The following is a 15763-nucleotide window of genomic DNA, read 5'->3' as shown; positions in this document are numbered from 1 at the left end:
ACCGAGCAGCAGCCGACGCGGCGGCTCCTTGGAGTCCACGACATCGATGATCGCCCGTGCCATGCGGGCGGGGTCGCCCGGCTCGTTGCCGGCGTAGTCGGCGAACATGGTTCGCCACTGTCCGACGATCTGCTCGTAGTCGGCCTGGGTGCTGCCGGACGCCAGTGCCGCGCCCCCGGCCCAACCGGTACGGATGCCACCCGGCTCCACGATGGTCACCTTGATACCCAGCGGGGCCACCTCGTTCGCCAGGACCTCGGAGAAGCCCTCGACCCCGAACTTCGCGGTCTGGTACGCGCCGAGTCCGGGAGTGCCGCCCACGCGGCCGCCGATGGACGAAATTTGCACAAAGTGCCCCGAACGCCGGCCTCGCAGGACCGGCAGCGCCGCCCGGGTCACGTTGATGACGCCGTACAGGTTTGTCTCAATCTGCGCACGCAACTCATCTTCCGGGAAGTCCTCCAACGAATTGCTGGTGGCGTAACCGGCGTTGTTCACGACCACGTCGAGGGAACCGAAACGCTCGACGGTCGCCGCGACCACGTTCCGTGCCTCGGAGGGTGACGTGACGTCCAGCGCCACGGTTTCCAGCCGCTCCGGGTGCTCTGCCTTCAGATCGGCCAGCGCCTCCGGCCGACGTGAGGTCACCATGACCTGATCACCGGCGGCCAGCACCGCAACCGTCAGTGCCTTCCCCAGTCCCTGGGAACCACCGGTGATCAACCAAGTCCGTGACATGGCGTACCACTCCTATCTTGTACGAACGTCTAAGTGTCCGCCCCAGCAGAGGCGCCTTATGACTGTAGAAGTTGACCACCGTAAACGCAACATCAATGTGGCGGTAGTAAGCCATACCACTACGACCAAGCTGCTCATGACCTCCGAAACGCCGCAGTGATAGGGTGATGGCGACTATGAGAGCTGATGCCGCACGCAATCTGACGACGGTCCTGCGCACGGGGGCCCGACTACTGGCCGAGGATCCGAGCACGTCCCTGGCAGCCATCGCCAACGCGGCGGGGGTGGACCGCACCACGGTGCATCGGCGCTTCGTCAGCCGGGAAGCCCTCCTCACAGCCGTATTTCAGGCGAAACTCGACTCCACCGAACGGGTCCTACACGAGGCGCGACTCACGGAGGCGCCGGTGCCGGTCGCACTGCACCGCTACGTGGAGGGCATCATCCCCGTCAGCCGTGAGTGGCCGGTCGACACGACCCGCTTGATGCAGCAGGACCCTGACGCGCAGCAACGGCGTCAGGGCCAGAGCGAACGGCTGACCGGTTTCCTCCAACGCGCCGTCGATGAGGGCTTTCTGCACTCGGACGTGCCCCTGGAATGGGTGCGGGCGGTCCTCGACCAACTGGTGTCCAGTGCTGCCCATCAGTTCCCCGACCTGGCACCCCCGCAGGCGGCCGACATCGTCGTGGACACGTTCCTCAACGGCCTCGGCAGAGCCTGACCCCTCACCGGCGCCTGAGGAGTGTCCGCGGCCAGTAGTTCCCGCTGACCGTTGACAGAGGAGTCACCCGGCGCGTGGGCACTTCGGCGCCGAACCGCCCCGAGGCTGTTGGCGGCGGGTGAGCCCCAGGCCCTGCCCGCACAGTGTCGTCCCGGGCAATGGGACCGGGACTGCGGGATTCGAATTGTGCCTGCGGCCCGTCGACCGGGTCGACGCTCTTGGCGCAGTTGCGGGGCACCACCATCAACCGTCGCGCATATGGCTGCCGCAGCCTTCGTGGGGGCCGGCCGGCTCGGTGTCCGGCATCGAGTTGATCAGTCGGGCACGAGCCGGAGTCGCGGTCGTCATACCCACTCCTTGGCGTCCTGACCGTCCGGTGGTTGCCAAGACAAATGCTCCTCAAAGACATATGCCGCGTCCAACACCTTTCTCCTGTGGCGACCACAGTCTAATCCTGTTCTCGCTGCCCATTGCCATGAAGTTGGGGCTCGTACAAGGCGGCATCAGGGTGAGATGAGCGTGCTGATCGCCATGGGGCAACGGGTTAGCCGACCTCGCCGCGTACGGCTTGTCCCATGGTTGCGACGACCTGCTCAGCCTGCACGGCGCAATCTAGTGCCGCGCGGGCCTCGAGAACGGGCGCCGCCCTGGAGAATCATCAGGGCAGCCGCCCGCGTGAATTCGTCCCGTGTGCCAGGGCGAGAAGATAGCTCAGTTCGCTGCAGCTCAGGAGGCGTCACAAGAGCAGTTTGTCGCTGCTCCAGGGAGCGACTGTTGGACGGTTTTGTGCGCCTGGGGCCAAGATGGTTCTCGCAAGCCGTTACAGAGAACCGGCACCGATCAGGAAGCAAAAACATGACAGACCAAACCCAGGAACGCGTGTGGCTTATCACAGGATGCTCAAGCGGTTTCGGCCGTGAGATTGTGCGCGCCGCAGTGGCCGCAGGTGACCGTGTGATGGCGACAGCGCGCCGTCCCGAAACTCTTCAAGACCTCGCCGATCTCGGCAACGGGCAGGTCAGCACCTGCGCCCTGGACGTCACCGATCCCGACTCCATTCAGGTCGCGGTAAAGGCGACGCTGGCACTATTCGGGCGGATCGACGTCCTCGTCAACAACGCCGGATTCCTCATGATGGGCGCCGTCGAGGAAATCACCATGCAACAGCTGCGCGAGCAGATGGAGGTCCTGTTCTTCGGCGCCGCCGAGACAACGAAGGCTGTACTGCCAAGTATGCGCGAGCGGGGTAGCGGAACGATCGTGCAGATGAGCTCGATGGGTGGGCAAACGAGCTTCCATGCCTTCGGGGCCTACCATGCCGGAAAGTTCGCCCTGGAAGGCCTGTCCCAGACACTGGCGGGAGAAGTCGCCCCACTTGGGGTGCGAGTCATGATGGTGGAACCGGGAGCATTCCGCACCCAGATCAACAGTAACAAGACCGACTCATCGGTCATCGACGCCTACAGTGCGACCGCCGGGGCGTTCCGCTCCTACGTCAACGCGATGCAAGGCTCCGAGGAAGGCGACCCCGCCAAGGCCGCAGCTGCCATTGTCACCGCGGTTGACAGCGCCAATCCGCCCCTTCGACTCGCGCTGGGGGGTGACGCGGTCGACGGGCTCCGCGCCGAGCTCGCATCGCGTCTAGCCGACCTGACTGCTTGGGAAGAGCTGAGCCGATCGACCGCGGTGTCCTGACACGCTGTGCGTGTGGCTGAGCCTGGCCGGCTTGATTCTTACTGCCGGGGCGGGGTGCCGGGCTCCCGGTCGAGGTCTTCGCGCTGCACGGCCGGACGTGCTGTGCACGTCCGGCCGCAGGAACGCCGAGCGCCTCACCATGCGCACAACGCGTCGGCCTCTGGGTTTGGATGACCCGGTGGCGTGGTTCGCGTACCAGTTCGGCGGGCCGAGTCTCGACGGCAGTTCATCCCGCTCACTCTCGGCGAGGTCCGCCGTCTCCTGGCACGCCTGATGATCCCCGGCGGCCGACTGATCGCGTAGCACCCGACCTCGACCGCAGGCTCGGGCCCTTCGCCGCGTATGCAAGCAACATCTGTCAGCGCGAGTCCGATGACGAAACCGGTGTGTGCGATACCGCCGAAACCCGATCCCGACCGCGTCGTCTCTACGGCGAACGGGTCGCAGGCCTCTGCCCGGCGATGAGCGAGATGCGCGTTCATCAGGGGGACTGCCGCAGTGACGGTCCTGGCCTGACTGGCCGACGCGGTGGTACGCACACGGTCGCCGAGCCACCGATCGGCGGACGGGAGGCACAACCGCCTGTTCCAGCGACCGGGACCCCGTCCGACCCGGGTGGACCTCCTGCGAGGTCGAGGCGCTCAGGGAGTTCGTCGCCCCCGGCCGGATACCTCTACCCAGCCGCGCGTCGACACCAGCTTGTCGGCCACAGCCACAGTCCGCTGACAGACCAAGCCCGAAGCGACGCGACGACGGTGGCCAGTACCTGATCTTCGCCGAGGCCGGGCAACCAGCCTACAGGCGATGCTCGCGCCTGCCGGACGAGGAGGTCACCTCTGACGCCTGAACCGCGGAGACGTCCTGGGTGCCGAACCTGCTGTTGCTCGACGCGCGGGGCCCCAGGATCCGGCCGGGTTCCCGGTGAAACGGCTGCACCCAAGCCGCGCATCGAGGGACAGGAGGAGTGCGCGGCCTGCGCATGACCACCGGCTCACCTTCCAAGATCTGTAGCTGTGCTCTCGCTGGAGATCGCGTAGCCGAATCCGTGGGATCCTGCACGGAGGGGCCGTTTCCGCCACAAAATCATCGAGCCAATCGTACGCTGAACTCGGTTGTCGGTGGCTCACGCGCCGCCGCGTCGGCGTGCCGCTTGTCGTACGCGAGGCAACGCATGTTGGTTGCCTGCGTTGGTGAGCCGAGCGGCTTTGGGTTGATGGTTAGGGAGCGCTGTGACGGAAACCGGATCTTCTACCGGCACCACGGAAGTAACGCTACAGGTCAATCGCGAGCCGCAGCGCGTAGATCTCGACAATCACGTCACCTTGCTTGACTTGTTGCGGGACCACCTCTATTTAACCGGCACGAAAAAGGGCTGCGACCAGGGGGCCTGCGGCGCCTGCACGGTCCTACTGGACGGCAGGACCGTCCTGTCCTGTCTGGTCCTCGGCGCGCAGTGTGACGGTCGCGAGGTGACGACCATCGAAGGCATGGAGTCTGACGGCCAACTGCACCCGATACAGCAAGCGTTCATCCGTCACGACGCGTTCCAATGCGGATTTTGCACGCCCGGTCAGATCATGTCGGCGGTTGCCCTGATCAGCGAAGGAAAAGGGGCTTCCAACGAGGAGACCCGGGAGTTCATGAGCGGTAACCTTTGCCGCTGCGGCGCCTATCCGAACATCGTCGCGGCAATTCGGGAGGCCGCGACCAGTCAGGACATGGCCAAACGGGGGAACAGACCACAATGAGTCTTCTCGAATACGCTCGGCCCAACGATGTCGCCGAAGCCGTCGCGCTGGTGAGCAACGATCCGGACGCGGCCTACCTCGCAGGCGGCACGACCCAACTCGACCTGTTGTTGAAGGACGGGGTGATCCAGCTCGGAAAACTCGTCGACATCACCCGCCTGCCACTTCGTGGCATCACGGTCGCCCGCGACACACTCCGCATCGGAGCGTTGGCCACCATGGACGAGCTGGCCTCGGAGCCGATCGTGCACGAGCGGGCGCCCCATCTGCGTGACGCATTGTTGACGGGCGCCTCGCAGCAACTGAGGAACATGGCAACCATCGGCGGTAACCTCCTGCAGCGCACCCGCTGCCGCTACTTCCGCGACCGGTCGGTGCCGGTCTGCAACAAGCGGATTCCCGGCTCGGGCTGCTCGGCGGTGAACGGCCCGGCCCGGATGCACGCGATCCTCGGCGCCGACCAAAACTGCATCGCCCTGCACGCGTCCGACCTGGCTGTCGCCCTGGTGGCCCTCGACGCGAGCGTGCAGATCCAGGGGCGCGACGGGCAGCGCGTCGTCCCTCTCACTGAGTTCTATCTACTCCCCGGGAAACGTCCCGACGTCGAGACCGTGTTGGGGCAGGGCGACATGATCACGTACGTGGATGTGCCGCTTCCTCCGGTCGGTACGCGTTCCGAGTACCTGAAAGTTCGTGATCGGACCTCCTACGAGTTCGCCCTTACCTCCGCGGCGGCGGCGCTGCTCATCGAGGACGGCATCATCGCGGACGCGCGTCTCGCCCTCGGCGGAGTAGGAACCATCCCGTGGCGCGCGATGACCGCGGAAGAGGTGCTGCGCGGCGCACCGGCGAGCATCGACACCTTCCGTTCCGCAGCAGCGGTTGCCCTTCGCGACCCCTACACGGTGCCCGGCACCGCGTTCAAGGTCGAACTCGCCCGACGCACGATCGTCCAGGTTCTGAAGAACGTCTCGGGAGCGCGGTCGTGACCAGCAGTTCCGTCAACAGAGTGCTCGGCAAGCCCGTCGACCGGATCGACGGAAGGCTGAAGGTCACTGGGGCCGCCCCGTATCCCACGGACGTCAGCTTCCCCAACATGGCACATGCCGCGCTGGTGCAATCCACCATCGCGGCGGGCACGATCCGCACCATCGACGCCGCGGCGGCTCTCGCCCTGCCCGGGGTCCTGACCGTGATAACCCACGAAACGGCTCCGCCGCTCGCGGAGGGGCCAATGACACCACTGGGTCCGGCACCGCGATACCCGCTCAAGGACAACCGCATCGTTCATCACGGCCAGCATGTGGCGGTCGTGGTGGCAGAGACTCCGGAGCAGGCGAGGGAGGCTGTCCGGCTCGTGCGGGTCGAGTACGAGCAATCGGCTCCAGTTCTCGGCATCACCACACCCGAGGCCCGCGTGACACTCAACCCTTACGGTATGGATGTGCGGCGCGGCGACGTCGCGGCAGCGCTGGCCTCGGCCGACATCGTCTATGACGAGTCCTTCCACATGGCGCCGGAGACCAACAACCCGATCGGACTGTTCGCCACGCTTGCCCGTTGGGAGGGCGGCCGGCTACTCCTCCACGATTCGAACCAATGGCCCACGCTGACCCGCTTTGTTCTCGCGACAGTCTTCTCCGTGCCGGAGACGGACGTTCGAGTGCTCGTCCGGCATCTGGGCGGTGGGTTCGGGGCCGGACTCCGGGCCTGGCCACATGTGGTCCTGACGGTCCTCGCCGCGCGCATCGTGGACCGCCCGGTCAAGCTGGTCCTGACCCGGCCCCAGATGTTCAACTCCATCGGTCACCGGCCGGAGTGCGTACAGCGGTTGCGCATCGGCGCCACCCGCGAAGGCCGCCTGGTGGCCATCGATCACGAGGGCAGTACGACCAGTGGCGCCGAGGAGACCAACTTCGAGCCCGTAACCATGGCCACGCCCGCCGTGTACGACTGTCCCAACGTGGCTACCCACGACCGACTGGTGGCACTGAACATTCCCAACCCGGGGGCGATGCGTGCCCCTGGTCACGTGCAGGGCAACTTCGCGATCGAATCGGCGATGGATGAGTTGTCCTACCGCGTGGGTATCGATCCCCTGGAACTGCGGCTGCTCAACTACGCCGAGGTCGACTTACCAACGGGAAACGACTGGTCGAGCAACGCGCTGCGCGAGTGCTACCGGGTGGGTGCCGATCGGTTCGGCTGGAGTGCTCGTAATCCCGCGGTCCGGTCCATGCGCGACGGGGATTGGCTGATCGGCTACGGCATGGCTGGCGTCACCTTCGGCTGGTACGCCTCGCCGTGCAAAGCGCGGGTGTCCATCAGCCGCGATGGAACCGCCCGCGCGCGCAGCACGAGCACCGACATCGGAACCGGCACGTACACGATCACCGCGCAAATACTGGCCGAGCTCCTCGGCCTCGAGGTGGACCAGGTGCATGTCGAGCTCGGCGACAGCGACCTACCGCCCGCCCCGCAGTCCGGCGGTTCCGGCCTGGCGGTGTCCCTGGCCGGGGCCCTTGCCGACGGCGCCAGCAAGCTTCTGCGGGCTTTCCTCGACATCGTCGGCAGCGACTCCCCGCTACACGGCAGGCAGCCCGGCGAGGTCACCGCGTCGCACGGCCGAATTCACCTGACCGACGACCCCGCCCTGGGAGAGACCTACACCGAGATCCTGGCCCGCAACAACCTGGACGAACTGGGCGCCGACGGTGAGAAGATTCCTAACCCGAAGGCGGAAAGTACGGGGGTTTCGCCGAACGAAGGAGGGTCTGGGACCTCCAGTCACACGTCAGTTCGGGGTATGACGCCGGCCGGCCCGTTCGCCGCCCAGTTCATCGAGGTCAGGATTCACGAGGAACTCAGGGTCATGCGTATCGCTCGAGTGGTGTCGGTGGTCGACGCTGGTCAGGTGCTCAACGAGAAGACCGCGCGGAGCCAGGTCGCCGGAGCGGTCGTCATGGCGCTCGGCATGGCACACCTCGAAGAAACAGCATTCGACCCCACCACCGGACGTATCACCAACGCCACGCTCGGCGACTATCTGATCCCGGTGAGTGCGGACATACCCGACCTCGACGTCGTCTTCGTCGGCGAGCCGGACCGATTCAACCCCCTTGGGGTCAAGGGAGTCGGCGAGGTCGGCGTCGTGGGCGTGCCGCCGGCGATCGCCAACGCCGTGTACCACGCCACCGGCAAGCGTCTCCGCTCGCTCCCGATCACCATCGAGAAGCTGCTGTAGCGGCAGCAACCACCCGCGGTGGCTGGATTCAAAGAATCCTTTGGTAGCGATTTAGGTCTCGGGCCGGCTGCGACCAAAGGCATCGGCGCGGCCCCAGCGGCCGGGGATGTCGAATAGTTCAATGCGGTCGATCCCCTGGGGCAGGCAAGGTTCTACCACTAAGTGTTCGCCGTGCGGTGACAGGCCGAGCATCGTACGCAGTAACAGCAGCACCGCGCCTGCCGAGAGGGCATAGGGGCTACAGGCGTCCGGGAATCGCACGGGGTACCTGGTCAGTTCACGCCCGTAACCGGCAAACGCCTCAGGTAGACGGCCATGAAAGTACCGGGAGGCATCGATGATGGCCTTGGCGATGCGTCCGGATTCCTCGACAAAGCCATAGCGGCGTAACCCCCAGGCGATGATCGAGTTGTCGAAGGGCCAGACGGTGCCGACGTGGTAGCCGACGGGGTTGTAGGCTGCGGCGTCGGTCGCCAGGGTACGCACACCCCAGCCAGAGAACAGCTCCGGCCCGAGCAGATGATCGACGAGCCTCCCGGCTCGGTCTGGCGGGACGATGCCGCTCCACAGGAGATGACCGATGTTGGAGGCGAGGGCGTCGACCTGCCGCCCGTCTGGGTCGAGCGCAAGCGCATAATATCCTCGATCCTCGATCCAGAAGTCACGGTTGAAGCGTTCTTTCAATTCACCAGCTTCGCGCTCGAGTTGGTCGGCGTAGTTCGGGTCATTCCAGAAGCGGCGGGCCAATCGGGCGGCGCGCGTTTTGGCGTCGTAGGCGTAGCCCTGTAGTTCGCAGGTAGCACGAGGCAGGTCAGGTAGGGCGCCATCATGATAGGAGATAGCGTTCCAGGAGTCCTTCCAACAATGGTTTTCCACGTCGGTTGTGCTGTTGCGCGGTTGGTACCAGATGTACCCGTTACCCAAGGCGTCGGCGTACGTGTTGATCCAGGCCAGGCACTCACGGGCCGGGAACTCGTACTGGCGCACCAGCGTGTCGTCCCCGGTCCAGCGCTCGTATTCATCGAGGAGTACGACGAACAGTGGCGTAGTGTCGGCTGCACCGAAAGAAGGTGTGACCGGCTCCTCCTCAAACGCCGCCGACTCGCCCAACCGGGACTCGTCCGGGATCTTCCCAGGCTCCTCGTTCCGGAAGTCGTCCAGCTTCCTTCCCTGAGTAATTCCCAGCAACAGAGTGGCGGAGGCGAGTTCTGGTTTGAAAGGCAGCACCTGCAGGCTGGTCAGAATGCTGGAACGGCCGTGGACACCCATGAACCATGGGAGTCCGGCGGTCGGTAGCGCCTGCCCGGCAGTAAGCAGCGGCTGGTACCGGAGTGCGGCGAGATCAATCAGACTGCGCCGGTAGCTCGTGGTCAATGGACTAGAGTCGGACCTCAAGGTTGGTGCTTGACTGATCCAGTCGTCCAGGGCTTGCCGCGTCTGCTGTTTCGAGCGGCTGGGGAAGCCCTGCAGACTCTCTCTGAGGTCGCGCCCGTCGGCGCCCAACGTCACCACGTGCAATTTGTTGGTCCACTCCCCGTTCGACTCAATGCGGATGTCGAAGGTCATGCCATTCTCGTCGATCTGGGCGGCTTCAGCCGAGGAGATGACCGTCTCTCGGCGGAAGGTCTCTCGCTCGTAGCCTAGTCGAAGCAGTCCTTGGCCAACCTGCGTGTAACGCCTTCCCTTCTTGCTCACATCCGCGATCTCGTATATGTCCGCGAAATCAGTGCCGATGTTCAGCCGCACGCGTAGGTAGCACGGCTCGGTGTCGTGGTTGAGTACGGTCAGATCCTCCTCGAAGCTTGCACTGATAGAGCGTCTGCGGATGACCGACACTTTCGCGTCCACATAGTGGGTCGGCTCGCCCGGCACGAGAAAGAACTGGGTCTCGAAGTACTCTAGGTCGTCGACGGACAACGCGTTCAGCTGTTCGCCGTTGATGCTCAGCTGCCAGATCGACAGGAAGCGGGTGTCGAAGGCGAAGAATCCTGTCGGAAAAATGGGCGAAGGGATTATGTCACCACGGTCGTCACTGACGACGAACGTACTGCTTTCTGAGATGCTGACATATCTTACCTCGGGGGCCGTCCCCTTCCCGGTCGGTTCAGCCGTGGTTTTCCTGGGTTTGGCTTTGGCACGTGGGATCTGTCGAGGGTCTCGCGCCCCCGGCGGACCGGGATAAAGCCGCTCAAAGCTGCGCAGAATCCAGGCCAGGCCGTGTATTTTGATCTGGTTGCGTAGCCAGGCCGCAAGCGGACTCGTCTCGCCGGTGACGAGGCGATCGAACACGGCCTTGTCCACCTGCACAACGCAGTCCGCTTCTCGCACTTCCCCCGAGACGGTCATGTAGCCGTCGTCAATCTCGCAAAACCAGTGATCGAGCCGGTGACCCCGTTCAAGGTCAAACCGTATGGTGCCGCTCACGTTTTCCAGTCTCGGCTCGAACTTCCGGCGGGCGAACTGGTTGAAGAAGTCTGCGGTCGTATCGGTCATTCGCGCTCTCCTGTAGCGATACGGCTCGGTACCATCCAGGCGGGCGTGGCCGACGGTCTGCGGAAGCATGCGCGCCGCAGGACGTCATGTTCACGACGTTCGCAGGCCACCTTCCGGCAACCTGCTGCGACAGGAGTGGTCAGCTCTATGAGAAGAAGCATCAACTCGACAGGGATGCCGAAGCATCACCCGGAGAGGGTGATTTAGGGCCGGTCCGGAGACGGGTGGGTGACCCCGAGGACGGGGTGGTATCAGTGGGACATCGTCGAGCCGATCTTGTCGCTGCCACGCGGCTCGGCCGGCCAGAGTAAAGCCCCCGACGGGCGATCGTGGACGCGATCCTGTACGTGCTGGCGATCAGCGGCGTCCATGGGTCGCGCGATGGTCCGAACCAGCGGAGCGGCTCGGGCCACGGCTCGCCGTGCCGCCTTTCATGCGCAACGTAGCTGCGAAACGCCTTCCCGGTCGGCAAATTTCGGCCAACGATGCCTCGTGATGCTCGCGCCGGAGCAGAAACCGCAGCGGCGGTCGTTCCTGTTCATCGCCTTCAAGACAGCCGCCGCGCCCTTCAGCGAGTCATTTGGTTCCGTGCCGGTCAGTTTCCACCGTGAACTGCGGGTCACCCCCGGCTGTGTCAAATACGCCTCCAGTGCCCGGGTGACGTACTTTCGTTCAATTCGGTACGGAACGCGCCGGGCTCACAATCAGCACCCGTACGCTATCGTTCGGAATGTTGCTACTCCCGTTACGTGTCATCGTGACGACGAACGATGCTGCGGCGGACGGCTGGGCACGGCCAACCCCGGTTACCTGCTGTAGCGGTAGACTCAGCCTGTGACCCCTGATCTTCGGCAATTTCGGTACTTCGTCGCCGTCGCAGAGGAGTCCAGCTTCACGCGGGCCGCCACTCGGTTGATGCTCACGCAGCAGTCTCTGTCCCAGCAGATCAGCGCGCTGGAACGGATTCTCGGCACGAAATTGTTCGACCGCGACAGCCGGGGCACCAGGCTGACTGATACCGGGGCATTGTTCCTGGCGGAGGCGCGCGCGGTGCTGGACCGCGCCGACGGCGCGGTGGCCATGGTCCGGCGGGCTGCGCGCGGCGAAGTCGGCCAGCTTCGCCTGGCCTTCCTGGCTACCACCGCGAACCACCTGCTTCCGCCGGTGGTCCGGGCCGCTCGGAAGCACCTAGCCGGGGTGGAGTTCAGCACTGCGGAAACCACCATCGGGCCGCTGGTCGAGGGCGTGGTCGACGGCCGCTACGACCTCGCGTTCACCCATCCGCCGCAGGTCCCCGGCCTGGCCGCCCGAACCATCGCCACCGAACAGGTATGTGTCGTCCTGCCGGAGGGACACCCGCTCGCCGACCGCACCGAACTGTCGCTGTCCGATCTGGCGGACGAGCGTTGGGTGACGACTCCCCGCAGTTCCTGGGAACCCTGGCACCGGACGTTCGACGAAAACTTCCGCGCCGCCGGGTTCGTCCCGGACATCGTTGCCCGGGATGCCAGCGTGCAGGGGCTACTCGGCCTCGTCGCGGCCGGCGTCGGCATCACCCGGCTGGGTTGGTCGGCACACAACCTGCGCCGTACGGGGGTCGTGTTCGTACCGCTGGCCGGCGAGGCCATGCCGACCGAAATGGTCTGGCTGCCCGACAACACCTCACCTGCGCTGCGCCGACTGCTGGACGTGATAGTGGACCTGGCCGCCACCACGGACCTCACCATCAGCGGCTGACCACCGATTACCCACGGGTTCGCGACCCTGGCCGGCATCGACGTCCCTTGGCTTTCGGCGGACACGTGAAGGGACACGCCAGATCTCGAAATTTCGGGCCCATTCGCGATGTCCTCCCTCATCTGATCGCCACCGGGAGCTTCTCGCCTTCTGAAGACCGGGCCACAGGCTATGACTGTCGCCGTGCCAGCTAACCGGTGTTGGCGGGTCCGGCCCGGCCGGGACCAGGATCGTCACTGTCAGTGCGCACGGGACGGGCTCCTGCAAACCATGAGGAACTACCATGAGCAACCACGATTACTCCCCCGACCAGATTGCCGACCGGGAGGCGATCCGGGAACTGGTCGACGACTACGCCCGCTTGGCCGACCGCCGGGACGCCCGCGGGCAGGCGGCCCTGTTCATCGCTGACGGCCGCGTCGCTGTCTACCAGGGCGAACCCGGCACCGCCGAGCCGGTGCAAGTCGTCAACGGCCGAGACGAGTTGGCGGCGGCCTTCGGTGGTCTGCAGACCTATGACAAGACCACACACTTCAACGGGCACAGCAAGGTCACCCTCGACGGCGATCACGCCACCGGCGAAAGCTCCTGCCTGGCGTACCACCTCTGGACCGAACAGGGTCAGCGCACCCTCATGATCATGTCGATCCGCTACCACGACACCTTCGTCCGGCAAGACCAGCGCTGGCTCTTCGTCGAACGCCAACTCATCATCGACTGGGTCGACCGCCGCCCCTCAATGCCCTGAAAGAGCACTCACGTCCAACACTGACACCCGCTGCTGCCTGGTGTGATCGATACACCCATGCTCGATACGGAGTCCGACGCCAAGCGTGAATCCGTCTCCCACCGCGCGGCCACGGTCAGCCCCAAGAGATCGCCGCCGCGGTGACCTTCCTCCTGTCCGAGGACGCCTCCTACCTCATGGACGTCCACCTCGCCGTCGACGGAGGTTTCCTCATCTAACCTCACCAGAGCCGCCGGCTAGGACGGAGGGTAACTCGATCGACGCCCAGGCGGATTGCTTCCCGAGGCCCGACCGCGGCCCTTCTGAAACCCGCGTGCACCGCTCGCCCGGATGGCAGTATGGCCGGTGGCTCGTGCGGAAATTCGGATGGTGAAGGCCGAACCGCGCGGGGCCTCGGGAGGCCGCAGCGCAATGGTCGCAACCTTGGTCCCCGGTTATAGAGGTTTTTACAAAGAGTCACTACGGTTGAACAGCCGTCTTACAATTATCCTCATCGACCGCATTGTCCTGGAGGATCTCGTTCTCACGTTAGGCGGCGAAGAGATTGCCTCCCGGGCTGCGTCCAAACAGACCCGACACCGCGTCCTGCCAGCGGCATCGCCAGCCCACGCACCTGAGACCGAGACCGAATGAAAATGAGGAGGTAGTACAAATGGTCCGCAAGGATTCAGTAAAGATCGTGCACAGGTTCTGGTCTGAGGTTTGGCAGCCGCCTTACAATTTGGATGCCATCGACCGCCTTGTCGTGGAGGAATTCGTTCTCACGTCAGGCGGCGAAGAGATTACCTCCCGGGCTGCGTTCAAGCAGTGGGTCGCCGGCTTTCTGGCGCAGGTCACAGACCTACACCTCAACCCGTTAGAGAGCTTTCAGAACGCGGATGGTAGCCGCGTGGTATCACGATGGGTTGTTACTGGAAAAAATGGGGGCATTATGGGTACTTCCCCTAACCAGGAACCTATCCGTCTAACCGGCATCGCGGTGTGGGCGGTCCGGGAAGATGGAATGCTTCTGCACAACTGGGTGGAACGCAGTTCCTGGGAGCTCTACCGTCGACTCACTGACAGCTCCCACGGATGAAATCGTCAAGTCTTCGCTCGGTCTTTCGCGGGATTGTGTGGTTGCCAGTGCGCGACGAGGATCTCGTAGGCCCCTTCCACAACGGCGGCACCGAAGGCGTCAACACCAAGACCAAGCTGATCAAGCGGCAAATGTACGAACGCGCGGGCTTCATCCTGCTGCGCTACCGCACCTGCTCGGCTAACCAACACCGTCCGTCACCACCGAATGTGCGACAGAGCCGTTGGCGCGAGACAGGCCCCACCCGCCAGCCGCGTCTCCAACCTCTCTGGGCAGAACACCTAGGGCCTTCGACCGTTTGGCCGGGCGAACGTTCATCCACCGGCACGTCGGCGGGTGGGTCGATCCAGGGCTGGTTCGGTCGCGACCTCGACTCCGCAGGCGCATCGAGCCGATTACGCGCATTTCCCGAGGTGCTGCCCCCAGACGGCAATCGTCATAACCATCAGTTTGACCGAATGGGTGAACGTGAAAATCGCTGCGGGCCTCAGAACGCCACTTGATTGATGAGCTCAGCCGTGAACGTACTCAAGGTGTCGTCGTGCAACTCGGGCACGGTGGACGAGACCAGCACGGCCACGTCTCCCCCGTCGGCCGCGACGCCTCCGGCGGCCACCGTGCCACCCGCGACCTTGACCTGACCCGCGCCAGGTGGTGAGTCGAGAAACCCATGCAGGTCCTGAAGGGTCAGGTGCGCGTCACGCGCGATCTGCGGGGCGAGCAGGCTGACCGCGGCCGGGGCGCGGGTCGCGGTAAGGCGGATGCCGAGTTTGTCTTCGCCGACACGATAGTCGCATTCGACGTACGCGGCCGCGACCGCCTCGAGCGGGGGCAGTCCGTTCTGCTGCGCGGTGACCGGGTCGTCGGCGGGCTTCTCGCTCTTCGACACCTCGGCGCTCGCGGAGTCCAGCTGCGCGGGCCGGTCGACAGCTACGGACCGCAGCGCGGCGGACAGGTCGAGCCTGATCGGACACCGCGCGGGGTCGAACTGGGTCGCCGCCTGCCGCACCGCGTCCACCGAGACCTTGTGCCCCGACTGCGGCTCGTCCTCCGCCCAGCAACCGCCGAGCACCATGATCCCCGCGAGCGCGCTCACGCCGGCCACCAGTAGACGCACGATCATGTGCGTCAGACTATCTCCGCTGGCGCGCACCGTGACTGCGCACGGCACACCCGCCGTTAAACGTTCGGTAAATAGGCGGCAACCACCTCGGCGAACAACTCAACGCGTCGCATGAAACAGGTTTCCCAGCCTCCGCCGGTCCCGGTGGAGGCCACAAGCTCTTTCAGTTCCTTGTCGGCCTCCTTCGTCCGCCGGTAGACGCGTTCGAGGTCACCGATCAGCTCTGCGGCGACCCGGCGCCGGGCCTTGCCGACCGCGTCACGGGGCCGGACCGTGGCCAGCAGCACCTTGGCCTGGGCGGCAGACAGGCTCTTCTTCGCCCCACCCGGAATGAGCTCCAGCAACAGTTGGTGCACAACTAGCCTAGGAGACCATCCGGCGCCGTTGCGTTGCGGCATCGGAAACGCGTCAGGCTCGTGCCGGAGGGGCGGTCAGAT

At 64.9% G+C, this 15763-nt stretch carries 14 protein-coding genes; 10 read left to right on the top strand and 4 right to left on the bottom strand.

The window, feature by feature from the left end; all coding sequences use genetic code 11:
• Window positions 1–738, bottom strand: a 738-nt coding sequence (locus tag ACFP2T_RS43130) for an SDR family NAD(P)-dependent oxidoreductase (protein ID WP_377432822.1), incomplete at its 3' end; no start/stop codon positions are given.
• A gap of 176 nt (window positions 739–914) precedes the next feature.
• Between ACFP2T_RS43130 and ACFP2T_RS43125 the strand changes: the two genes are divergently transcribed.
• From ACFP2T_RS43125 to ACFP2T_RS43105, 5 genes are all read left to right on the top strand, one after another.
• Window positions 915–1460 (top strand): TetR/AcrR family transcriptional regulator, encoded by a 546-nt coding sequence (locus ACFP2T_RS43125; RefSeq protein ID WP_377432820.1) that lies wholly within the window; start codon window positions 915–917, stop codon window positions 1458–1460.
• 855 nt (window positions 1461–2315) lie between these two features.
• On the top strand, window positions 2316–3155 hold the full coding sequence (locus ACFP2T_RS43120) for an oxidoreductase (RefSeq protein WP_377432818.1): 840 nt from the start codon (window positions 2316–2318) through the stop codon (window positions 3153–3155).
• A gap of 1229 nt (window positions 3156–4384) precedes the next feature.
• A complete protein-coding gene (locus ACFP2T_RS43115) occupies window positions 4385–4903 on the top strand; it encodes a (2Fe-2S)-binding protein (RefSeq protein WP_377432816.1) in 519 nt (172 codons plus the stop codon).
• Complete coding sequence (locus tag ACFP2T_RS43110; protein WP_377432815.1) at window positions 4810–5892, top strand: FAD binding domain-containing protein; 1083 nt, start codon at window positions 4810–4812, stop codon at window positions 5890–5892. Before ACFP2T_RS43115 ends, ACFP2T_RS43110 begins: the two co-directional genes overlap by 94 nt.
• Window positions 5889–8147, top strand: a complete 2259-nt coding sequence (locus ACFP2T_RS43105) for a xanthine dehydrogenase family protein molybdopterin-binding subunit (RefSeq protein WP_377432813.1) — start codon at window positions 5889–5891, stop codon at window positions 8145–8147. Before ACFP2T_RS43110 ends, ACFP2T_RS43105 begins: the two co-directional genes overlap by 4 nt.
• A 51-nt stretch (window positions 8148–8198) precedes the next feature.
• On the opposite strand, the gene ACFP2T_RS43100 is transcribed toward ACFP2T_RS43105, so the two are convergent.
• A complete protein-coding gene (locus ACFP2T_RS43100) occupies window positions 8199–10640 on the bottom strand; it encodes a glycogen debranching N-terminal domain-containing protein (RefSeq protein ID WP_377432811.1) in 2442 nt (813 codons plus the stop codon).
• An 834-nt stretch (window positions 10641–11474) separates the two neighbouring features.
• On the opposite strand from ACFP2T_RS43100, the gene ACFP2T_RS43095 reads away from it, so the two are divergent.
• From ACFP2T_RS43095 to ACFP2T_RS43075, 5 genes are all read left to right on the top strand, one after another.
• Window positions 11475–12377: a LysR family transcriptional regulator gene (locus ACFP2T_RS43095; RefSeq protein ID WP_377432809.1), complete on the top strand. Its 903-nt coding sequence runs from the start codon at window positions 11475–11477 to the stop codon at window positions 12375–12377.
• Between the two features lie 283 nt (window positions 12378–12660).
• Window positions 12661–13125, top strand: a complete 465-nt coding sequence (locus ACFP2T_RS43090) for a nuclear transport factor 2 family protein (protein WP_377432808.1) — start codon at window positions 12661–12663, stop codon at window positions 13123–13125.
• A gap of 89 nt (window positions 13126–13214) precedes the next feature.
• Complete coding sequence (locus tag ACFP2T_RS43085) at window positions 13215–13343, top strand: SDR family oxidoreductase (protein ID WP_377432824.1); 129 nt, start codon at window positions 13215–13217, stop codon at window positions 13341–13343.
• A gap of 434 nt (window positions 13344–13777) precedes the next feature.
• Window positions 13778–14203, top strand: a complete 426-nt coding sequence (locus ACFP2T_RS43080; RefSeq protein ID WP_377432807.1) for an ester cyclase — start codon at window positions 13778–13780, stop codon at window positions 14201–14203.
• Window positions 14204–14250: 47 nt separating this feature from the next.
• Window positions 14251–14706, top strand: a complete 456-nt coding sequence (locus ACFP2T_RS43075; RefSeq protein ID WP_377432806.1) for a hypothetical protein — start codon at window positions 14251–14253, stop codon at window positions 14704–14706.
• Here ACFP2T_RS43075 and ACFP2T_RS43070 read toward each other — a convergent pair.
• Window positions 14691–15326 carry a hypothetical protein gene (locus ACFP2T_RS43070; protein WP_377432805.1) on the bottom strand — a complete coding sequence of 212 codons (636 nt, stop codon included), beginning with the start codon at window positions 15324–15326 and terminating at the stop codon, window positions 14691–14693. The two genes, ACFP2T_RS43075 and ACFP2T_RS43070, sit on opposite strands and share 16 nt — an antisense overlap.
• Before the next feature lie 56 nt (window positions 15327–15382).
• Window positions 15383–15682 (bottom strand): hypothetical protein, encoded by a 300-nt coding sequence (locus ACFP2T_RS43065; protein WP_377432803.1) that lies wholly within the window; start codon window positions 15680–15682, stop codon window positions 15383–15385.
• Between the last annotated feature and the right edge of the window lie 81 nt (window positions 15683–15763).

Origin of the sequence: Plantactinospora solaniradicis, from assembly GCF_042658085.1 — a bacterium.
GTDB classification, from domain to species: Bacteria; Actinomycetota; Actinomycetes; order Mycobacteriales; family Micromonosporaceae; genus Plantactinospora; species Plantactinospora solaniradicis.
The sequence above is the reverse complement of the archived record's forward strand: the minus strand, read 5'-3'. Positions and strand labels throughout refer to the sequence as shown.